General features: G+C 68.5%; 21 protein-coding genes. 14 read left to right on the top strand and 7 right to left on the bottom strand.

Annotated elements, in window-relative coordinates; genetic code table 11:
* Positions 1 to 25 precede the first annotated feature (25 nt).
* From ACSQ89_RS18305 to ACSQ89_RS18290, 4 genes are all read right to left on the bottom strand, one after another.
* Positions 26 to 1,819, bottom strand: a complete 1,794-nt coding sequence (locus tag ACSQ89_RS18305; RefSeq protein WP_244504134.1) for an ATP-binding cassette domain-containing protein — start codon at positions 1,817 to 1,819, stop codon at positions 26 to 28.
* 15 nt (positions 1,820 to 1,834) lie between these two features.
* Positions 1,835 to 2,305, bottom strand: coding sequence for a CreA family protein (locus ACSQ89_RS18300; protein WP_093111983.1), 471 nt, complete (start codon positions 2,303 to 2,305; stop codon positions 1,835 to 1,837).
* The gene (locus ACSQ89_RS18295) at positions 2,302 to 2,853 is read right to left on the bottom strand and encodes an NUDIX hydrolase (RefSeq protein ID WP_093111985.1); all 552 of its coding nucleotides are present in this window, start codon (positions 2,851 to 2,853) and stop codon (positions 2,302 to 2,304) included. Before ACSQ89_RS18295 ends, ACSQ89_RS18300 begins: the two co-directional genes overlap by 4 nt.
* A gap of 93 nt (positions 2,854 to 2,946) precedes the next feature.
* Positions 2,947 to 3,648: a fumarylacetoacetate hydrolase family protein gene (locus ACSQ89_RS18290; protein WP_436294523.1), complete on the bottom strand. Its 702-nt coding sequence runs from the start codon at positions 3,646 to 3,648 to the stop codon at positions 2,947 to 2,949.
* A 103-nt stretch (positions 3,649 to 3,751) separates the two neighbouring features.
* Here ACSQ89_RS18290 and maiA point away from each other — a divergent pair, with 103 nt between their 5' ends.
* Both maiA and pgeF read left to right on the top strand, forming a co-directional pair.
* Positions 3,752 to 4,390, top strand: coding sequence for a maleylacetoacetate isomerase (gene maiA, locus ACSQ89_RS18285; protein ID WP_093112022.1), 639 nt, complete (start codon positions 3,752 to 3,754; stop codon positions 4,388 to 4,390).
* Positions 4,387 to 5,133, top strand: a complete 747-nt coding sequence (pgeF, locus tag ACSQ89_RS18280) for a peptidoglycan editing factor PgeF (protein WP_093111989.1) — start codon at positions 4,387 to 4,389, stop codon at positions 5,131 to 5,133. Before maiA ends, pgeF begins: the two co-directional genes overlap by 4 nt.
* On the opposite strand, the gene ACSQ89_RS18275 is transcribed toward pgeF, so the two are convergent.
* A complete protein-coding gene (locus ACSQ89_RS18275; protein WP_093111991.1) occupies positions 5,065 to 5,361 on the bottom strand; it encodes a hypothetical protein in 297 nt (98 codons plus the stop codon). The two genes, pgeF and ACSQ89_RS18275, sit on opposite strands and share 69 nt — an antisense overlap.
* 112 nt (positions 5,362 to 5,473) lie before the next feature.
* Here ACSQ89_RS18275 and phaC point away from each other — a divergent pair, with 112 nt between their 5' ends.
* The 4 genes from phaC (at position 5,474) to ACSQ89_RS18255 (ending at position 9,821) form a co-directional block, all read left to right on the top strand.
* Positions 5,474 to 7,198, top strand: a complete 1,725-nt coding sequence (phaC, locus tag ACSQ89_RS18270; RefSeq protein WP_436294522.1) for a class I poly(R)-hydroxyalkanoic acid synthase — start codon at positions 5,474 to 5,476, stop codon at positions 7,196 to 7,198.
* A 39-nt stretch (positions 7,199 to 7,237) separates the two neighbouring features.
* Positions 7,238 to 8,416 (top strand): acetyl-CoA C-acetyltransferase, encoded by a 1,179-nt coding sequence (locus tag ACSQ89_RS18265; RefSeq protein WP_093111995.1) that lies wholly within the window; start codon positions 7,238 to 7,240, stop codon positions 8,414 to 8,416.
* A gap of 153 nt (positions 8,417 to 8,569) precedes the next feature.
* Positions 8,570 to 9,049, top strand: a complete 480-nt coding sequence (locus tag ACSQ89_RS18260; protein WP_436294521.1) for an aminoacyl-tRNA deacylase — start codon at positions 8,570 to 8,572, stop codon at positions 9,047 to 9,049.
* Positions 9,050 to 9,080: 31 nt separating this feature from the next.
* Positions 9,081 to 9,821, top strand: coding sequence for a Mut7-C RNAse domain-containing protein (locus ACSQ89_RS18255; protein WP_436294520.1), 741 nt, complete (start codon positions 9,081 to 9,083; stop codon positions 9,819 to 9,821).
* A gap of 158 nt (positions 9,822 to 9,979) precedes the next feature.
* On the opposite strand, the gene ACSQ89_RS18250 is transcribed toward ACSQ89_RS18255, so the two are convergent.
* Complete coding sequence (locus ACSQ89_RS18250; RefSeq protein ID WP_093112001.1) at positions 9,980 to 10,207, bottom strand: CDGSH iron-sulfur domain-containing protein; 228 nt, start codon at positions 10,205 to 10,207, stop codon at positions 9,980 to 9,982.
* A 290-nt stretch (positions 10,208 to 10,497) separates the two neighbouring features.
* On the opposite strand from ACSQ89_RS18250, the gene ACSQ89_RS18245 reads away from it, so the two are divergent.
* Entirely contained in the window at positions 10,498 to 11,916 is a 1,419-nt protein-coding gene (locus ACSQ89_RS18245; protein WP_436296325.1) for an MFS transporter, read from the top strand.
* On the opposite strand, the gene ACSQ89_RS18240 is transcribed toward ACSQ89_RS18245, so the two are convergent.
* Positions 11,886 to 12,797 carry a LysR substrate-binding domain-containing protein gene (locus ACSQ89_RS18240; RefSeq protein ID WP_093112002.1) on the bottom strand — a complete coding sequence of 304 codons (912 nt, stop codon included), beginning with the start codon at positions 12,795 to 12,797 and terminating at the stop codon, positions 11,886 to 11,888. The two genes, ACSQ89_RS18245 and ACSQ89_RS18240, sit on opposite strands and share 31 nt — an antisense overlap.
* Before the next feature lie 131 nt (positions 12,798 to 12,928).
* Here ACSQ89_RS18240 and ACSQ89_RS18235 point away from each other — a divergent pair, with 131 nt between their 5' ends.
* The 7 genes from ACSQ89_RS18235 to ACSQ89_RS18205 all read left to right on the top strand — a co-directional run bounded on the left by ACSQ89_RS18235 (position 12,929) and on the right by ACSQ89_RS18205 (position 20,413).
* Positions 12,929 to 13,906: a tripartite tricarboxylate transporter substrate binding protein gene (locus ACSQ89_RS18235; protein ID WP_436296324.1), complete on the top strand. Its 978-nt coding sequence runs from the start codon at positions 12,929 to 12,931 to the stop codon at positions 13,904 to 13,906.
* A gap of 4 nt (positions 13,907 to 13,910) precedes the next feature.
* Positions 13,911 to 14,801 (top strand): FAS1-like dehydratase domain-containing protein, encoded by an 891-nt coding sequence (locus ACSQ89_RS18230; protein WP_436294516.1) that lies wholly within the window; start codon positions 13,911 to 13,913, stop codon positions 14,799 to 14,801.
* Positions 14,802 to 14,808: 7 nt separating this feature from the next.
* Positions 14,809 to 15,978: an acyl-CoA dehydrogenase family protein gene (locus ACSQ89_RS18225; protein WP_436294515.1), complete on the top strand. Its 1,170-nt coding sequence runs from the start codon at positions 14,809 to 14,811 to the stop codon at positions 15,976 to 15,978.
* 13 nt (positions 15,979 to 15,991) lie between these two features.
* Positions 15,992 to 17,173, top strand: a complete 1,182-nt coding sequence (locus tag ACSQ89_RS18220) for a CaiB/BaiF CoA transferase family protein (protein ID WP_093112010.1) — start codon at positions 15,992 to 15,994, stop codon at positions 17,171 to 17,173.
* A 1-nt stretch (position 17,174) separates the two neighbouring features.
* Entirely contained in the window at positions 17,175 to 18,530 is a 1,356-nt protein-coding gene (locus ACSQ89_RS18215) for an MmgE/PrpD family protein (RefSeq protein ID WP_436294514.1), read from the top strand.
* Positions 18,527 to 19,387, top strand: coding sequence for an HpcH/HpaI aldolase/citrate lyase family protein (locus tag ACSQ89_RS18210; protein ID WP_436294513.1), 861 nt, complete (start codon positions 18,527 to 18,529; stop codon positions 19,385 to 19,387). The genes ACSQ89_RS18215 and ACSQ89_RS18210 overlap by 4 nt, the downstream gene beginning before the upstream one ends.
* A 90-nt stretch (positions 19,388 to 19,477) precedes the next feature.
* On the top strand, positions 19,478 to 20,413 hold the full coding sequence (locus ACSQ89_RS18205; protein WP_436294581.1) for a tripartite tricarboxylate transporter substrate-binding protein: 936 nt from the start codon (positions 19,478 to 19,480) through the stop codon (positions 20,411 to 20,413).
* Positions 20,414 to 20,423: the final 10 nt, after the last annotated feature.

Raw genomic sequence — 20,423 nt, 5'->3', positions numbered from 1 at the left:
CGGGGATCCGGGCCGAGGCGCATTTTTAGCATGCTGCGCGCGCCGAGGGCGAGGCCGGCGCCTGGAGCGACGGCTGGCGCGCCAGCACCGCCGCGCGCGCGCCGGCATCGACGATGCGGCCGGCTTCCATCAGCACGACGGTGTCGAAACGCTCGAGCAGGCTCAGCCGATGGACCGATGCGATCACGCAGGCCTCGGGGAAAGCCGCCGCAATGCGCTCCAGCACGCGGCCTTCGGTCGCTGCATCCAGCGCGCTGGTCGGTTCGTCGAGCAGCAGCAGCGAGCTGCCTTTCGCGGCCAGCACGCCGCGCGCAAGGCACAGGCGCTGCCGCTGCCCGCCTGAAAGATTGAAGCCGCGTTCGGACAGCGGCGTGTCCAGATCGCCGCGCGTGGCCGCGAGCACTTCGTCGAAGGTGCTGGCATGCAGCGCGGCCCGGATCGCATCGTCATCGAGCGGCTGGCCGAAGCCCAGGTTCTCGCGCACGCTGGCCTCGAAGACCTCGGTTTCCTGCGGGATCAGGGTCGCGATGCTGCGCAGCCGCGGCCAGGCCGTGGGCTCGCCGTCGATTGCCAGCGTGCCGCCTTGCGGCGCATACAGCCCGGCCAGCACGCGCAGCAGCGTGCTCTTGCCGCCGCCGCTGGGCCCGACGAGCGCAACGCGCTGGCCGCGCCGCAGCATGAGCGCGAGCGCGTGCAGGCCGCTCGGCACATGCTCGGTGACCGCCTCGGTGCCGCGCGGCCGGTAGTTCCAGACCAGTCCGTCGACCTGCAGCGTGCGCCAGGCTGCATCGCGATCGATGCGTTCCTGCGCCAGGTCGTCCGCGCGCGACGGCGCCTGCCAGATCGGCGCCGCGCTGCCGTAGTCGGTGTGCATGCGCGCGAAGAAGCTGAAGTTGGCCGCCATCGAGGTCACGACGCTCGCGGCCTGCTGCGCGTACTGGTAGATCATGAACACCGCACCCAGCATCACCGTCTGGCCCGGCGTGCGCGACTGCCAGACGTAGACCACGACCAGGCCCCAGGTCAGCGCCAGCCCCATGACATCGACCGAGAACCACTTGCCCTCGTTGAGCACCACCGTGCGCTTGAGCGGGGCCGAGATCGCAGCCATGCGCCGGCCCAGCAGCAGGCGCGAGGCGGCCGAGAGTCGGAGGCCGATCACGGTCGAGGCATTGGCCAGGAAGTCGAGCAGCGCCGCGACGTAGCGCCGGTCGGCATCGTTCTCGGCGCGGGCCAGCCGCATCAGTGCGCGGTCGAAGCGCACGATGACGATCGCGATCACCACGTAGCCCGCGATCGCCATCGCGCCGCTGGTGCGCGAGAGCAGCGTGAGCGCGATCAAGGGCCCGATGAAGTTGACGATGTTCGTGAGGTAGATGAACTGGTTCTGCGCGAAGTCCGACAAGGCGCGGCTCGCCTGGTGCACGCGGTGCTGCAGCTCGCCCGAATGGTGGCCGTCGTGCCAGGCGAGCGACGCGGCGGCGATGCGCGCATAGAGCACATCGGCCAGCGCCTCGCGCACGCGCAGGCCCACGTTGCGCTCGAGGATGCGCCCCGGGCCGTGGACAACCCACGACAGCACGTAGATCCCCGCCAGCGCCGCGATCCAGCGTCCGGAGCGCGCGATGTCGCCGGTCTGCAGCGCATTGATGGCCTGCGCCGCGAGCCACGGCATCGTGAGCCGCAGCAGTTGGGAGCTGGTGAGCAGCGCGGTCGCGCCGAGCAGCTGCCCGCGCTTGCCCTCGGCATGGCGCCACAGCGCGCCGTAGAGCTCGCCCATGGCGCCCATCGCATGGCCCGGTGCAGCTGCGACGCTCATGCCAGGCGGCCGCCGCTACTTCAGCGGGATCGGCGTGCCCCGGTCGATCGGCACCGCGGTCACGCTGTTCTTCGGCGAACCGTCGATCAGCAAGTCGGAGTAGGTGAGGTAGACCAGGGTGTTGCGCGCCGGATCGACCATGCGCACCACGCGCAGCCGCTTGAACAGGATCGACAGCCGTTCGCTGTAGACCTCTTCGCGCTTCGGCAAAGGCTGGGTCACGCGCACCGGGCCGACCTGGCGGCAGGCGATGGAGGCCTCGGCCTTGTCCTCGGCCAGGCCGAAGGCACCCGAGAGCCCGCCGGTCTTGGCGCGCGAGACATAGCAGGTCACGCCGCTCACCTTGGGGTCGTCGTAGGCCTCGACCACGATCTTGTGGTCCGGCCCGATCAGCTTGAAGGCGGTGTCGACCTCGCCGACCGGTTCGGCCAGCGCACTCGCGGCCAGCGCGGCGCAGCACAACAGTGCGAGAAGAGGATGCTTCATACGATGTCGAGCGTGTGAACGCGGTCGAAGCTGCCGCGCCGCCGGTCTTCGAAGTAGTGCTCCAGCGCCGCGCGAACGGTGCGGAAGGCGATCTCCTCCCAGGGAATCTCTTCCTCGGTGAAGAGCCTGGCCTCGAGGGTCTCGTGGCCCGGATCGAACTTCTCGCTCAGGAGCCGTGCGCGATAGAAGAGATGCACCTGGCCCACGCGCACCACGCTCATCACCGCGAACAGGCCTTCCATCTCGTACTCGGCGCCGGCTTCCTCGTCGGTCTCGCGCGCCGCGCCCTGCTCGGTGGTCTCGCCCAGTTCCATGAAGCCGGCCGGCAGCGTCCACTTGCCCCAGCGCGGCTCGATGTTGCGCTTGCACAGCAGCACGCGTTCGCCCAGCACGGGAATGGTACCGACCACGTTCAGCGGGTTCTCGTAGTGCACCGTATGGCACGCCGGACAGATGGCGCGCTCCTTGGTGTCGCCGTCGTCGGGCAGGCGGTAGACCACCGCGGTCCCGCAGTTCTTGCAATGCTTGATGGGGACGCGCAGGAGCATCTTCAGCCCGCGCGCCGGGCCGCCCCAAGGGCGGGCTGCGCGCCCTCGGGGGGCAGCGAATACACGAAGTGATGAGCGTGGGGGCCCATTGCTTCAGATGACTTTGACAGTCAGGGTCGGCAGGCCGGTGACCTCGCCGACCATCGTGTCGCCGGCCACCACCGCGGCCACGCCTTCGGGCGTGCCGGTGAAGATCAGATCGCCGGGCGCGAGCTCCCAGGCGGCCGACAGGTGCTCGATGGTCTCGGCGATGCTCCAGATCAGCTTGCTCACGTTGCTGCGCTGGCGGTCCTTGCCGCCGACCTGCACCGAGATCTCGGCCTTCTCGACATCGCCGGCCTGCGCCACCGGCACGATCGGGCCGATCGGCGCGCTCTGCTCGAAGCTCTTGCCGATGTCCCAGGGGCGGCCCTGCTTCTTCATCTCGCCCTGCAGGTCGCGGCGCGTCATGTCCAGGCCGACCGCGTAGCCGAAGATGTGCTTGTGGGCATCGGCCGCCAGGATGTTCTTTCCGCCGGTGCCGATGGCCGCCACCAGCTCGATCTCGTGGTGCAGGTTCTTGGTGAGAGTCGGGTAGGCCATGGTGCCGGTCTCGCCGGCGGCGACCACCACCACGGCGTCGGCCGGCTTCATGAAGAAGAAGGGCGGCTCGCGGCCGGTAAAGCCCATTTCCTTCGCATGCTCTTCGTAGTTGCGGCCCACGCAGTAGATGCGGTGCACGGGGAAGCGGCCTGCCTGGCCGACCACGGGAATGGAGACCACCGGCGGCGGCGTGAAAACGTATTCGGAAGCCATGGGAAAAACGTCCTTTTCAGCGAAAGCGGCAGTGTGCCAGAGGGCCGGGCGCGCTGCCCGGGTTTGGCACCCCCCCGGGGCCGGGGCTATGCTTCACACCATGATGAAGCTTCATTCCTACTTCCGCTCCTCGGCCTCGTTCCGGGTACGAATCGCGCTGAACCTCAAGGGCCTCGACTACGACTACATCCCGGTGCACATCGCGCGCGGCGAGCACAAGACCGGGCCCTTCTCCGCCATCTCGGCCGACATGCTGGTCCCGCTGCTCGAAGACGAGGGCGAGCGCTTTTCGCAGTCGATGGCGATCATCGAATACCTGGACGAAGTGCATCCCGAACCGGCGCTGCTGCCGCACGATCCGGTGGGCCGCGCGCGCGTGCGGGCGCTGGCGCAGTCGATCGCCTGCGAGATCCATCCGCTCAACAACCTGCGCGTGCTCAAGTACCTGGTGCGCGAGCTCAAGCTCGACGAGGCGGGCAAGAACGCGTGGTATCGCCACTGGGTGCGCGAGGGCATGCTGGCCTTCGAACGCCAGCTCGCGCAGCATCCCGCCGGCCTCTATTGCTGGGGCAGCGCGCCCACGCTGGCCGACTGCTGCCTGGTGCCGCAGGTCTTCAACGGCCAGCGCTTCGACTGCGACTTCAGCGGCCTGCCGCGTACCATGGCGGCCTTCGAGGCCTGCATGCAGCTCGATGCCTTCCAGCGCGCCCAGCCCTCGCGCTGCCCCGACGCAGAAGCATGAACGCTGCCGACTGGCTGGTGCCCGACTGGCCAGCGCCGGCTGGCGTGCATGCGCTGTGCACCACGCGCCGAGGCGGAGTCTCTGGCGGCAACTACCGCGGACTGAACCTCGGGGATCACGTCGGCGATGCACCGGCCGATGTGGCAGCCAACCGGGCGCTTCTGCGCCAGGCCATCGGCGCGCGGGCCGTGTTTCTCCGGCAGGTGCATGGCACGCAGCTGCTGCCGCTCGATGCGTCCACGCCGGATGGCGAGGCCGCCGACGCCTGCACCACCAGCGCCAGCGGCGTGGCCTGCACGATCATGGTCGCCGATTGCCTGCCGGTGCTGTTCACCGACGAACAAGGCCGACGCGTGGCCGCCGCGCATGCGGGTTGGCGCGGCTTGGCGGCCGGGGTGCTCGAACGGACGGTGGAGAGCTTCGGCGCGGACGACCGGCTCATGGCCTGGCTCGGGCCCTGCATCGGGCCCGATGCCTTCGAGGTCGGCGACGAGGTGAAGGCGGCCTTTGATGCCGGCGCCCCTGAAGCCGCTCGATGCTTCAAGTCGGCTGGACAACCCGGCAAATGGCTGGCCGACCTGGCCGGCCTGGCCCGCCAGCGCCTGCGTGCGGCCGGCGTGACGCAGCTTCACGGCAACGACAGCTCCGAGGCTTGGTGCACGGTGCACAACCCGTTACTCTTTTTCTCGCACCGGCGGGACCGCGTCAGCGGGCGTTTCGCGGCCTGCATCTGGCGCGGCTGAAGCGTTCGCGCCAGCTCGGATCGCGGCTTCGCGTTCGGCCGCTTCGCGTTCGCGCAGCGCCCGCCGCCGTGCCGGCGTGGCCATCAGGTAAACCACCAGTGCCACCGGCGCCAAGCCGTAGAGTAGAAAGGTGAAGACCGCGCCGAGCACGGTGCCGGTGGTGTTGGTGGCTTCTGCGACCGCCATCATCAGGGCGACATACAGCCAGGCGATGACGACGAGGTGCATAGACGATTGTTTCAGGAAGGTATAGCGGGGCTTGCTGGTCGGGCCCCTGCGAATGCAGCATACTCAAAACCCGTTGCCATGAGGCGAATCAGGCGAGGAACCAGGAGACGTCATGAGACCAGAACAACAGGCCGCGGCAGCCGATAGTTTCGCGCCCTTCCAGCAGGCGCTGACCCAAGGATGGGAGAAGGCGCTCGAATCCTTCCAGTCGCTCGGCGCCGGCGGCAACGCGGGCGCCCCGTGGGAGATGCCGAAGTTCTCGCTGTCCACCGAGAAACTGCAGCAGTTGCAGCAGCAGTACGTCGAAGAGGCCACCGAGCTGTGGCGCCAGGACCTCGCGGCCCGCGCCGGCGGCGACAGGCGCTTTGCGGGCGAGGCCTGGGGCAGCAATCCGGTCTCGGCCTTTTCGGCGGCGGTCTACCTGCTCAACACGCGCACGCTGCTCGGCATGGCCGAGGCCGTCGAAGCCGACGAGAAAACCCGCTCCCGCCTTCGCTTCGCGGTCGAGCAGTGGACGGCCGCCTCGGCGCCCAGCAACTACTTCGCTTTCAACGCCGAGGCGATGAAGAAAGCCCTCGACACGCAGGGCGAGAGCATCGCCAAGGGCATCCGGAATCTCCTGCACGACGTGCAGCAGGGCCACCTGAGCATGACCGACGAAAGCGCTTTCGAGGTCGGCCGCAACGTGGCGACCACCGAGGGCTCCGTGGTGTTCGAGAACGAGCTGTTCCAGCTGCTCGAATACAAGCCGCTCACCGCCAAGGTCTACGAGCGGCCGCTGCTCCTGGTGCCGCCTTGCATCAACAAGTTCTACATCCTCGACCTGCAGCCTGAGAACTCGCTGATCCGCTATGCGGTGGAGCAGGGCCACCGCGTGTTCGTCGTGAGCTGGCGCAATCCCGATGCATCGATGGCCCAGTACACCTGGGACCGCTACATCGAGGACGCCGCGATCAAGGCGATCCAGGTCACGCGGGAGATCACCGGCCAGGACAAGAAGGGTGGGCAGATCGACACGCTGGGCTTCTGCGTCGGCGGCACCATCCTCTCGACCGCGCTGGCGGTGCTGGCGGCGCGCGGCGAGCAGCCGGCGGCGTCCGTAACGCTCCTGACCACCTTGCTCGACTTCGTCGACACCGGCGTGCTCGACATCTTCATCGACGAGGGCTTCGTGCAGTTCCGCGAGATGCAGATGGGCCAGGGCGGCCTTCTGCAGGGCGGTGAGCTCGCCTCGACCTTCAGCTTCCTCAGGCCCAACGACCTGGTGTGGAACTATGTGGTCGGCAACTACCTGAAGGGCGAGACCCCGCCGCCCTTCGACCTGCTCTACTGGAACAGCGACGCCACCAACCTGCCGGGCCCGATGTACTGCTGGTACCTGCGCAACACCTATCACGAGAACAAGCTGGCCCAGCCCGGCGCGCTCACCGTGGCCGGCGAGAAGATCGACCTCGGTCGCATCGAGGCGCCGGTCTACATCTATGGCTCGCGCGAAGACCACATCGTGCCGATCGGCGGCGCCTACGCCTCGACGCAGGTGCTGTCGGGCAAGAAGCGCTTCGTGATGGGCGCCTCGGGCCACATCGCCGGCGTGATCAACCCGCCGGCCAAGAAGAAGCGCAGCCACTGGATCCGCGCCGACGGCAAGCTGCCGAAGACGCAGGCCGAGTGGCTGGCCGGCGCGACCGAGCATCCCGGCAGCTGGTGGACCGACTGGTCCACCTGGCTCAAGACCCATGCGGGCAAGCAGATCCCTGCCCCCAAGACCTACGGCAAGGGCAGCGCCTACAAGGCGATCGAGCCGGCGCCCGGTCGCTACGTCAAGGCAAAGGCCTGAACTTCACTTTTTTTCAATAGCAGCCTCGGAGAGCACACCATGGAAGACATCGTCATCGTTTCAGCCGCACGTACCGCTGTCGGCAAGTTCGGCGGATCGCTGGCCGGGATTCCGGCCACCGAACTCGGCGCCATCGTCATCAAGGAGGTGCTGGCGCGCGCCAAGGTCGGCAGCGACCAGATCGGCGAAGTCATCATGGGCCAGGTGCTGGCGGCGGGTGCCGGCCAGAACCCGGCGCGCCAGGCGCTCGTGAAAAGCGGCATCACCAAGGAGACGCCGGCGCTCACCATCAATGCCGTGTGCGGTTCGGGCCTCAAGGCCGTGATGCTGGCGGCGCAGGCGGTGGCCACCGGCGACAGCGAGATCGTCGTCGCGGGTGGGCAGGAGAGCATGAGCCTGGCGCCCCACGTGCTGCCCAACTCGCGCAACGGCCAGCGCATGGGCGACTGGAAGCTGGTCGACACGATGATCATCGACGGCCTGTGGGACGTCTACAACCAGTACCACATGGGCATCACGGCCGAGAACGTGGCCAAGAAGTACGACATCAGCCGCGCCGCGCAGGACGAGCTCGCGCTCGGCAGCCAGACCAAGGCGGCCGCCGCGCAGGATGCCGGCAAGTTCAAGGACGAGATCGTCGCCGTCAACATCCCGCAGAAGAAGGGCGATCCGCTGGTCTTCAACCAGGACGAGTTCATCAATCGCAAGACCAGCGCCGAGGGCCTGGCCGGCCTGCGCCCGGCCTTCGACAAGGCCGGCGGCGTGACCGCGGGCAATGCCTCGGGCCTGAACGACGGCGCCGCCGCCGTGTTGGTGATGACCGCCAAGAAGGCGGCCGCGCTGGGCCTGAAACCGCTCGGCCGCATCGCGAGCTACGCGAGCACCGGCCTCGACCCGGCCTTCATGGGCATGGGCCCGGTGCCTGCTTCGACCAAGGCGCTGCAGCGCGCCGGCTGGAAGCCGCAGGACCTCGACGTGCTCGAGATCAACGAGGCCTTCGCCGCGCAGGCCTGCGCCGTCAACCGCGAGATGGGCTGGGATGTGAACAAGGTCAACGTGAACGGCGGCGCCATCGCCATTGGCCACCCGATCGGTGCCTCCGGCTGCCGCATCCTGGTGACGCTGCTGCACGAGATGCAGCGCCAGAACGCGAAGAAGGGCATCGCCTCGCTGTGCATCGGTGGCGGCATGGGGGTGGCGCTCACGATCGAACGCTGAAGCGTCCATCACCATCCCTGAAAGCGCCGCGCAACACGCGGCGCTTTCACTTGCGATCCGCTGGCGCCGGGAGCAAACTGAGGAGACGGCCGGGCCGAGCATGCCGAGCCGCTGTTCGAACCAGGGCCCGTGGCTTCGCACAAGGAGCATGCCATGTCCATTCCTTCGCATCTGTCCGACTACCTCGAACAGCGCGGCACACGCTACGAGGTTTGCATGCATGAGCACAGCCGCACCAGCGCGGAGACGGCTCACAACGCCCATGTTCCTCCGGGTCAACTGGCCAAATCGGTCATCCTCGAGGACGAAACGGGCTGCGTGATGGCCGTCGTTCCCGCCGACAAGATGGTCATGCTGGGCGAGTTCTCCCGCATACTCGGCCGCCACAGGCTGAGGCTGGCCGACGAAGCCCGCGTTGCGACGCTGTTCGAGGACTGCGAACCCGGTGCGATACCGCCGATCGGCATGGCCTGGGGTATCCAGACCATCGTCGACGACGAACTCGAGACCAGCGACGTCGTCTACATGGAAGGCGGCGATCACGAGCGGCTGCTGCGGATGTCGCGCGAGCAGTTTCACGAGCTGATGCGCGCTCAGCCGCACGGGAATTTCTGCAAGTCGCCGACGCATTGAGTGCGATGTCGGAAGCCGTCATTGGCTGGCAATGGTCACTGCGACCTTCCGGTTCTACGAGGAGCTGAACGACTTTCTGGCACGCGAGCGGCGCGGGCACGAATTCTCCTGCACGTGCGCGCGGGCGGCGACCGCCAAGCACATGATCGAGGCGCTCGGTGTGCCGCACACCGAGGTCGAGCTGGTGCTGGTCAACGGCGAGTCGGCCGGATTCGGGGCGTTGCTGAGCGATGGCGATCGGGTCGCCGTGTTCCCGAAGTTCGAAGCGCTCGATGTCACGCCGCTGCTGCGCGTTCGCGAGCATGCGCTGCGCGTCACGCGCTTCGTCGCCGATGCGCATCTGGGCGGGCTCGCTCACCTGCTGCGCATGACCGGGTTCGATACCCTGTACGACAACCATTTCCGCGACGAAGAGATCGAGCGTATCGCTGTAGCGCAGGGGCGCATCGTGCTGACGCGGGATCGGGAGCTGCTCAAGCGCCGTGGGATCACGCATGGCTGCTACGTGCATGCCTTGCGATCGGCCGAGCAGTTGCGCGAGATCTTCGATCGACTCGACCTGGCGCGTGGTGCGCGGCCGTTCACGCTGTGTCTGAACTGCAACACGCCCTTGCATGGGATCGACAAGGCGCTGGTCACGTCGACGCTGCCACCGGCGGTGCGCGCGCGCTACCAACGTTTCAGCGTATGCGATGTTTGCCGTCGCGTGTTCTGGGAGGGTTCGCACTGGCAGCGCATGCGCGTTATGGTGGATGGGTTGCTGGCGGAGTGATGGCGACAGCGCTCGGAACGTCACGGACCTCGTAGCCACCGGATAGGGCCTTTCGTGACCATGATCGGCAGCCCGCCGACTGGCTCGATGGCTGTGGTCGGGCACTGGCCTTGCGTACCGTCAGTTATTGCACTGAAAACGAGGGGACCCCGGGACAACTATTCGCTCGGGATGCGGATGTTGGGGAACGCATCTGCGACTTCGTTGCGACCGACGTCGGCGTCGTACCAGCAAATCGTCCCCTCTTTCTCGTCGCGAGTCTGCTTGTGCGTACCGTCGCAGAAGGGCTGGGTCGCCGACAGGCCACAGCCGCAGATGAATTTCGTCTCGCCGCCAATGGTCACTGGATAGGGTTTGCTGCGCGTGCGCATCACCAGCCTTGTCATGATTGCCTCCGACGGGTTAGAAGCAGCAAAAGGATCAACTCGAGTGAACCGAGTCGACAATTCAGTATAGTCCGCGCTGCCCGGGACAAGCGCCTGATACTCACCGCTCAAGCTCCGAAGATCGCGTCCTACTTGGGACGATGGAGTAAAGGCCCAGCAGCAACTCGGACTTATCAGCGCAGTCTGATCGAGCATCAACGCGCACTAAACATGGCTGCCGACAAAGGGGCCTGCGCGACTTGACCTTGGAGGTCATTGCGGCGCCGCGCGCCGCGCGCGAGAGTGGCCCCATGACATCCGCTCTTCCCGTCCCTCGCTCCGGCTGGCCCACGCTGCTGCTGCTCTTGAGCGGCACCTTCATGGTGGTGCTCGACTTCTTCATCGTCAACGTCGCGCTGCCCTCGATCCAGCACGACCTGAAGGCCAGCGACAGCGCCGTGCAGCTGGTGGTCGCAGGCTACGGCCTCGCGAACGCGGCCGGGCTCATCACCGGCGGGCGGCTCGGCGATCTGTTCGGACGCCGCCGCATGTTCATGCTGGGCCTGCTGCTGTTCACGCTTGCCTCGGCCGCCTGTGGCCTGGCGCAGGGCACGACGACGCTCATTGCGGCGCGCATCGTGCAGGGCTTGGCCGGCGCCTTGCTGCAGCCGCAAGTGCTGGCGATGCTGGGCTTGGTCTTCACCGGCGAGGCGCGCGCCAAGGCTTTCGGCGCCTACGGCGTCGCGCTGGGCCTGGCTGCGGCGCTCGGCCAGCTGGTGGGCGGGCTGCTGATCCATGCCGACTTCGCGCAGCTGGGCTGGCGGATGTGCTTCCTGATCAACTTGCCGATCGGCCTGGCCGGGTTGCTGTTCGGCCTGCGCTTTATTCCGCCTTTCGCGCCCGAGGCGCGCAGCCGGCTCGACGTGCCCGGCGCGCTGTGGGTCGCGCTGGCACTGGCCGCGGTGCTGTGGCCGCTGGTCGAAGGCCGGCAGCAGGGCTGGCCCTTGTGGAGCGTGCTCACGCTGATCGTCGCGCTGCCGCTGATCGCCGGGCTGGCGCTGCATCAACGCCGGCTGGAGCAGCGTGGCGGCAATCCGCTGATCGCGCCGGCGCTGTTCCGCCTGCCGGCTTTCGTTATCGGGCTGGGCGTGACGCTCGCGTTCTTTGCCGGCAATGCATCGTTCTACTTCGTGCTCGCGCTCTACCTGCAGCAGATCCTCGGGCTCGAGGCGCTGGCCTCGGGCCTGGTCTTCACGGTGCTTGCGGTGGGCTTCTTCGCGACCTCGATGACGGCGAAGAAGCTGGCCGCTCGGCTCGGTCCGCAAACGATCGCGATCGGCGCCTTGCTGCTGGCCGCGGGACACGGGCTGATGATCGCGGTCGTGCTGACGCACCCCGGCAGCGGGGCGGTGGCCTGGCTGCTGCCGGTGTTGTGCCTGCAGGGGGCAGGGCTCGGCATGATCATCGCGCCGCTGATGTCGGCGGTGCTGGCCAGCGTGCCCGCGGCCCATGCGGGCGTGGCGGCCGGCGTGGCTTCCACCGTGCAGCAGGTCGGCAACTCGCTCGGCGTGGCGCTGATCGGCATCCTGTTCTACGCGGGCTGGACGGAGCCGCGGCTCGCCTTCGTCGCCTCGACGGTCTACCTGCTGCTGCTCGCGCTGGCGGTGGCGGCGCTGTTCCAGCGGCTGCAGTGTGCGCCTCAGCCGGCAGAGGCGTCTTGCGCCGCGTAGTGCGCGCAGAGGGTATCGACCAGGGCCTGCGCATAGGTGGGAAGTGTGGCGCGGTCGCGGACCAGCAGGTAGCGCTCGCGCACGCACCACGGATCGCTGAGTTCGATCAACGCGAGCCGCATGCTCTCGAGATTGCGGCGCGCGGCCGACTCGGGCACCACGCCGATGCCCACGCCGCTGCCGATCATGCGGCACATGGCATCGAAGCCGCCGAGCTGGATGCGCAGCTTCTGGCTCTTGCCCAGGCTTTCAGTGATCTGCGCCAGGAAGGCGTGCAGCGTGCTGCCCTGCTGCATGCCGACGGCGTCCTCGTCCAGCGTCTCGGCAAAGGCGATGCGGCGGCGCCGCGCGAAGCGGTGCTTGCGCGAGGTCACGAGCACCAGCCGGTCGGTACTGAAGTGGATCGCCTCCAGCCCCAGCGTGTCGACGCGCCCGGCGACGATGCCGATGTCGGCGCGGCCGTCGAGCACGCCGTGCGGGATCTGGGTGTTCGGTTTTTCCTGAAGGTCGATGTTGATCCGCGGGTGCCGGGCCAGGAAGCCGGGCAGGATCTCGGGCATGAAATCGCTGACCGCCGTGGTGTTGGCGAACACCCGCAGATGACCGCGCAGGCCCCCGCCGTACTCGGCCAGTTCGGAACGCAGCTGCCCAGCCTGGTGCAGCATCAGCCGCGCGTGGTGGAGAAAGGCCTCGCCCGGCGGCAGCAGGCGCACGCCGCGCGCTTCGCGCGACAGCAGCGCCAGCCCGGACTGCGCCTCCAGCGCCTTGATGCGCGCGCTGGCTGCGGCCAGCGACAGGTGCTGGCGTTCGGCCGCGCGCGTGAGGCTGCCCAGCTCCGCCGCGGCGACGAAAAGACGCAGGTCGGTCAGGTCGAAATGCATGGGTGCATCCTAGCAAGCCTTCGGAAATCCTGAAGGCTCGGTCTCGAAATCGAAGATTGCGCGCAGGTGCCGCCATGGCCACCATGCGGGTCGGGGCGTGGCTTGAACGCCCAAACGCAACGGAGACACAAATGAGCTTTCGCGCACTCGCGCTTCTTCTGGCTGCTGCTGCCGCGCTATGGCCGGTCGGGCACGCGGCCGCACAAACCGGCTATCCCTCGCGCCCGATCACGCTGGTCGTGCCGCAGGCGGCCGGCGGCACCAACGACATCGTCGGCCGCCTGGTCGGCCAGAAGATCGCCGAGGTGCTGGGCGCCAGCGTGGTGGTGGACAACCGGCCCGGCGCCGGCGGCAACATCGGCACACAGCTGGTGGCCAAGGCGCCGAAGGACGGCTACACGCTGCTCATGACCATCAGCAGCAGCCAGGCCATCAACCCCGCGCTCTACAAGAGCCCGGGCTTCGATCCGGTCAAGGATTTCCGCCCCGTGGGCCTGATCGGCGCAGTGCCCAACGTGCTGCTGGTCAACCCGTCGTTCCCGGCCAGGTCGCTCGGCGAGCTGCTTGCGCTCGCGAAGCGCAAGGACGCGGCCTACCAGTACGCCTCGGCCGGCAACGGCACGCTCAACCACCTGCTCGGCGAGATGCTCAACAGCATGGCGGGCATCCAGCTGCAGCACGTGCCTTACAAGGGCGTGGCGCCCGCCATCAACGACGTGCTCGGCGGCCAGCTGCCGATCGTGTTCGCGAGCCTGCCCTCGGCGCTGCCGCACATCAAGGCCGGCAAGCTGCGCGCGTTGGCGGTGAGCGGCGACAAGCGCTCGCCGGTGCTGCCGGACGTGCCCGCCATCGCCGAATCGGTGCCGGGCTACAACGGCACGCTGTGGATCGGCCTGTTCGCACCGGCCGGCGTGCCGCAGGACGTGCTCGCCAAACTGCGGGACGCGACGCAGAAGGCCATGGTCGCGCCGGACCTGCGCGAAAAGCTCGACCAGCAGGGCGTCGAGATCGCGGCGCCGACCTCGCCCGAGCAGTTCACGAAGCTGCTGCAGGACGACATCGCCAAGTGGGCGCGGATCGTCAAGGCTTCCGGCGCCGCCGTGGATTGAACGCATGACCCTCTCTCAACACCCTTCAGTGATCGATGCCGAGGCATTGGCCCGCCTGCAGGCCTGGCAGGGCCGCAGCGAAACGCTGGCCGACGAGGTCACGGCCGCGCCGGTGCGCGCGCTGGCGGCCACGCTGGACCGCGACGATCCTGCCCCCGGGCAGGGCACGCGGCTGCCCGAGCTCTGGCACTGGCTCTACTTCCTGCCGCACCACCGTCAATCCGAGATCGGCCCCGACGGCCACGCCAAGCGCGGCGGCTTCCTGCCGCCGGTGCCGCTGCCGCGCCGCATGTGGGCCGGCGGCCGACTGGCGTGGGAGGCAGGCAATCCGCTCGTGGTCGGCGATGCGGTCGAACGTACATCGACCATCGCTTCGGTCTCGCACAAGGCAGGCCGCAGCGGCGAGCTGGTCTTCGTGTTGGTGCGCCACGAGGTCCGCAATGCGCGCGGCCTGGTGCTGACCGAGGAGCACGACATCGTCTACCGTGCAGCGCCGGCCGCGGGCGAAGCCGCGCCGCCGCCCATCCCGGCACCGAAGGACGCGGCATTCAGCCGCGAGATCGTGCCCGACGACGTGCTGCTGTTCCGTTATTCGGCGCTCACCTTCAACGGCCACCGCATCCACTACGACCGGCGCTACGTGACCGAGGTCGAGGGCTACCCGGGCCTGATCGTGCACGGCCCGCTGATCGCCACGCTGCTGGTCGACCTGCTGCGGCGCGAGAAGCCGCAGGCCACGTTGTCGAAGTTCGAGTTCCGCGCGGTGCGACCCACCTTCGACACCGCTTCCTTCCGCGCGCATGGCCGCGCCGAGGCCGACGGCAAGAGCTTCCGGCTGTGGGCCGAAGACGCCGACGGCTGGCTCGCGATGCAAGCCACCGCCACCCTGTCCTGAGAGCCCCATGAAAACCCAGATCCCCACCCCCGATGCGCATCAGGAGATGCGCGATGCCCTGCGCGCGCTCTGCGGCAGTTTCGATTCCGCCTACTGGCAGAAGGTCGATCACGAGCGCGGCTACCCCGAAGCCTTCGTGAACGCGCTGACCGAGGCCGGCTGGCTCGCCGCGCTGATCCCCGCCGACTACGGCGGCTCCGGCCTGGGCCTGGCCGAAGCCTCGGTGATCATGGAAGAGATCAACTTCGCCGGCGGCAACGCGGGCTCTTGCCACGGCCAGATGTACAACATGGGCACGCTGCTGCGCCACGGCAGCGAGGCGCAGAAGCGCCAGTACCTGCCGAAGATCGCGACCGGCGAACTGCGCCTGCAGACCATGGCCGTGACCGAGCCCACCACCGGCACCGACACCACGCAACTCAAGACCACCGCGGTGAGGCAGGGCGACCGCTACGTGGTCAACGGCCAGAAGGTGTGGATCTCGCGCATCCAGCATTCCGATCTGATGATCCTCTTGGCGCGCACCACGCCGCTCGCGGAGGTGAAGAAGAAGTCGGAAGGCATGTCGATCTTCATCGTCGACCTGAAGCAGGCCATCGGCCGCGGCATGACCGTGCGGCCGATCCTCAACATGGTCAATCACGAGACCAACGAGGTCTTCTTCGACAACCTCGAGATCCCGGCCGAGAACCTGATCGGCGAGGAGGGCAGGGGCTTCAAGTACATCCTCGATGGGCTCAATGCCGAGCGCACGCTGATCGCGGCCGAGTGCATCGGCGATGCCTGGTGGTTCATCGATCGCGCGCGCCGCTACGCGAGCGACCGGCAGGTGTTCGGCCGCGCGATCGGCCAGAACCAGGGCATCCAGTTCCCGATCGCCGACAACTACATCGAGACCGAGGCGGCGAACCTCATGCGCTTCAAGGCCTGCGCGCTGTTCGACGCCGGCCAACCCTGCGGCGCCGAGGCCAACATGGCCAAGTACCTCGCGGCCAAGGCCTCGTGGGAGGCAGCCAACACCTGTCTGCAGACCCACGGCGGCTTCGGCTTCGCCTGCGAATACGACGTCGAGCGCAAGTTCCGCGAGACGCGGCTCTACCAGGTGGCGCCGATCTCGACCAACCTCATCTATTCCTATGTGGCCGAGCACCTGCTGGGCTTGCCGCGCTCCTTCTGATCGGAGATCCGTCATGACACGACCTTTGGACGGCATCACCGTCGTCTCGCTCGAACACGCGATCGCGGCACCTTTCTGCACCCGCCAGCTGGCCGATCTCGGCGCTCGCGTGATCAAGGTGGAGCGGCCCGGCGGCGGCGACTTCGCGCGCGCCTACGACCAGCGCGTGGCCGGCGAGGCCTCGCACTTCATCTGGGTCAACCGCTCGAAGGAAAGTCTCACGCTCGACCTCAAGCAGCCGGCCGCGCAGGCCGTGCTGCAGGAGCTCGTCGCCGGCGCCGACGTGCTGGTGCAGAACCTCGCGCCCGGCGCCGCCGCACGCATGGGGCTCGGCGCGGAGGTGCTGCAGGCGAAGCATCCGTCGCTGATCGTCTGCGACATCTCGGGCTACGGCGAGGACGGGCCCTACCGCGACAAGAAGGCCTACGACCTGCTGATCCAGAGCGAGGCGGGCTTCCTGTCGATCACCGGCACCGCCGATGCGCCCTGCAAGTCGGGCAACTCGATCGCCGACATCGCGGCCGGCATGTATGCCTACACCGGCATCCTCGCTGCGCTGCTGCAGCGGGGCAAGACCGGCAAGGGTTCGCACATCGATGTCTCGATGCTGGAGTCGCTGGCCGAATGGATGGGCTACCCGATGTACTACGCCTACGACGGCGCGCCGCCGCCGCCGCGCAGCGCGGCCTCGCACGCCACCATCTACCCCTACGGCCCCTTCGCCGCGGGCGATGGCGGCACCGTGATGCTGGGCCTGCAGAACGAACGCGAATGGCGGGCCTTTTGCGAAGGCGTGCTGATGCAGGCCGGGCTCGCGACCGATCCGCGCTTCGACAGCAACGCCAAGCGCAATGCGAACCGCGAGGTCTTGCAGGCCCTGATCCTCGAGACCTTCGCCGCGCTGAGTACGGCGCAGGTGCTCGAACGCCTCGACGCGGCGCAGATCGCCAATGCGCGCATGAACGACATGGCGGGCCTCTGGCAGCACCCGCAGCTGCAGGCGCGCGAGCGCTGGCGCGAGGTCGAGTCGCCGGCCGGTGCCATTCCCGCGTTGCTGCCACCGGGCCGGCAGAGCGCCTTCGACTACCGCATGGATGCGATTCCGGCAGTCGGCGAGCACACCGAATCCATCCTGCGTTCGATGGGCCGCAGCGAGGCCGACATCCACGCACTGCGCGCCGCGGAGGCCATCTGACATGAGCACCGAATCCCTCGCACGCTTCGCCGCCGGGCTGCGCTTTACCGACATTCCGGCGCCCGTGATTCGCCGCACCGAAGACCTGCTGGTCGATTGGTTCGGCTCCGCGATCGCAGGGCACGGCGCACGGCCGGTCGAGACCATTGCCGCCTTCGCGCGCGAGATGGGGCCCGTGGGTGGCCGCAGCGAAGTGCTGGTGGGCCGCACGCGCACGAGCCCGTACTTCGCGGCCCTGGTCAATGCCGCGGCCTCGCACGTGGCCGAGCAGGACGACGTGCACAACGGCTCTGTGTTCCATCCGGCGACGGTGGTCTTCCCGGTCGCGCTGGCCTGGGCGCAGGCGCTGGGTGCCAGCGGCGAACGACTGCTCGCGGCGGCGGTCGCGGGCTACGAGGTCGGCATCCGCGTGGGCGAGTTCCTCGGGCGTTCGCACTACAAGGTGTTCCACACGACCGGCACGGCCGGCACCCTTGCGGCGGCGGCCACGACCGGCCATCTGCTGGGGCTCGACGCGGCACGCATGCAGCATGCCTTCGGCTCGGCCGGCACGCAGTCGGCCGGGCTCTGGGAGTTCCTGCGCACCGCGGCCGATTCGAAGCAACTGCACACCGCGCATGCGGCCGCGGCCGGGCTGATGGCGGCGACGCTGGCGCGCGACGGCTTCACCGGGGCGCAGCAGATCCTCGAAGGCCCGCAGGGCATGGCCGCGGGCATGTCGCAGGATGCCGATCCAGAGCGGCTGGTCGATGGCCTAGGCACACGCTGGGCGCTGGCCGAGACCTCGTTCAAGTACCACGCCTCGTGCCGCCATACGCATCCGGCGGCCGATGCGCTGCTCGAAGTCATGCGCGCGAACGATCTGCGCGCCGAGAACCTGGCGCGCGTCACGACGCATGTGCACCAGGGCGCGATCGATGTGCTGGGGCCGGTGGTCGACCCGGCCACGGTGCACCAGTCCAAGTTCTCGATGGGTACCGTGCTCGCGCTGGTGGCGCGCTTCGGGCAGGCCGGGCTGGCCGAGTTCGACGCGCATTTCCGCGATGACTACACGGTGGCGCTGCGCGACTGCGTGCAGATGGTGCTCGATCCGGAGGTGGACGGTGCCTACCCGAAGCGCTGGATCGGCAAGGTCACGGTGCACACGAACGACGGCCGCGTGCTGCAGGGCCGCGTCGACGAACCCAAGGGCGACCCCGGCAACACGCTCTCCCGCGAAGAGATCACGGCCAAGACGCTGCGGCTCGCGGCCTACAGCGGCGGCGCCAGCGAGGCGGAGATGCACGACGCCATCGAGCGGCTCTGGGACGTGGCGCGCGCGCCCTCGGTCGGCATGCTGCTGGGAGCGTCTTCATGAACGCTGCAACACCGCTCGCATTGGCGCGTACCTTCCTCTTCGTGCCGGCCGACCGGCCCGAGCGCCATGCGCGTGCGCTGGCTTCGGGCGCCGGCGCCGTGATCGTCGATCTCGAAGATGCGGTGGCGCCCGAGCGCAAGGCGGCGGCGCGCGAGCAGCTCGCCCGCAGCCATGCGGCGCTGTCCGCTGGCGAGCGCAGCCGCCTGTTCGTGCGCGTCAATCCGTCAGGCACGGCCTGGCACGACGAAGACTGCGCGCTCGTGGCGCAGCTGTCGCGGCAAGGGCTCGCCGGCGTGGTGCTGCCCAAGGCCGAGCGTGCCGAAGAACTCGCAGCGCTGGTCGCGACGGTCGGGCCGCAGGGCGTGCTCGTGCCGTTGATCGAATCGGCCGCCGGGCTCGCCGCGCTCGATGCGCTCGCGAACGCAGCGCAGGTGCTTCGGCTTGCCTTCGGCCATCTGGACTTCCAGGCCGATCTCGGTCTGGCCTGCGAAGCCGACGAGGCCGAGTTGGTGCCGGTGCGCCTTGCGCTGGTGCTGGCTTCGCGCCGCGCCGGGCTCGCAGCACCGGTCGACGGCGTGTCGCCCGACTGGCGCGATCGGGAGCGGCTCCAGCTCGACTGCGCACGCGCGCGGCGCGGTGGCTTCGGCGCCAAGCTCTGCATCCATCCCGAGCAGGTGGGGCCGGTGCATGCGGCCCTCGGCCCGAGCGCCGAGCAACTGGCCTGGGCGCGGCGCGTGAACGAGGCCATGCAGTGCGCCGGCGGTGGCGTGATCAGCCTCGGCGGCCGCATGGTCGACGCGCCCGTGCTGCGGCTCGCGCAACGCCTGCTCGCGCTGGAAGCGCAGGGCGCGGTCTGAATCCGGTTTTTATCGACATCAGGAGACGACGACATGGAACTGAAATCCAAAGTTCTGCTTTGCGCATCGCTGGCCGCGGGCCTGCTGGGAATGCAATCGCCCGCTGCGGCCCAGGCCGCGTGGCCCGACAAGCCCATCACGATGGTGGTGCCTTACTCGGCCGGCGGTCCGACCGACGTGGTGGCCCGCATGCTGGCGATCCCGATGGGCAAGTCGCTCGGGCAGACGGTGGTGGTCGAGAACACGGTCGGCGCCGGCGGCACCATCGCGCCCGCGCGGGTCGCGAAGGCGAAGCCCGACGGCTACACCATCCTGATCCATCACATGGGCATGGCCACCGCGCCTGCGCTCTACAAGAAGCTGTCCTATGACCCGCTCAAGGACTTCGAGTACATCGGGCAGGTGATGGACGTGCCGATGACGCTGCTGTCGCGCAAGGACTTCCCGGCCAACAACTTCAAGGAGCTGCTGACCTACGTGAAGGCCAACAAGGACAAGGTCTCGCTTGCCAATGCCGGCATCGGCGCCGTCTCGCAGCTGTGCGGCCTGCTGTTCGCGAGCCAGATCGGCGTCGACCTGACGACCGTGCCCTACAAGGGTGCCGGCCCGGCGCTCAACGACCTCATGGGCGGCCAGGTCGACCTCCTGTGCGACCAGACCACGCAGACGGCGCCGGTCATCAAGGACGGCAACCGCGTCAAGGTGTTCGGCGTGACCACGCCCAAGCGCCTAACGAGCATGCCCGACATCCCGACGCTCGACGAGCAGGGACTCAAGGGCTTCGACGTGCGCGTGTGGCACGGCATCTACGCGCCCAAGGGCACGCCGGCCGCCGTGACCGGGAAGCTCAACGTCGCCCTGCGCGCGGCCCTGCAGGACGAGGTGGTCAAGCAGCGCCTGGCCGACCTGAGTTCGGAGATCGTGCCCGTGGACAAGGTCACGCCCGAGGCGCTGCGCAGCCACCTCGCGGCCGAGACCGCCAAGTGGGGCAAGGTGATCCGCGCCGCCGGCATCCAAGGCGAGTGAGAACCTTAGG

It is taken from the genome of Variovorax sp. LjRoot175, from assembly GCF_964253805.1.
Classification (GTDB): Bacteria; Pseudomonadota; Gammaproteobacteria; order Burkholderiales; family Burkholderiaceae_C; genus Variovorax.
Note: the sequence above shows the minus strand (reverse complement) of the source record. Positions and strands in the feature narration are given on the sequence as shown.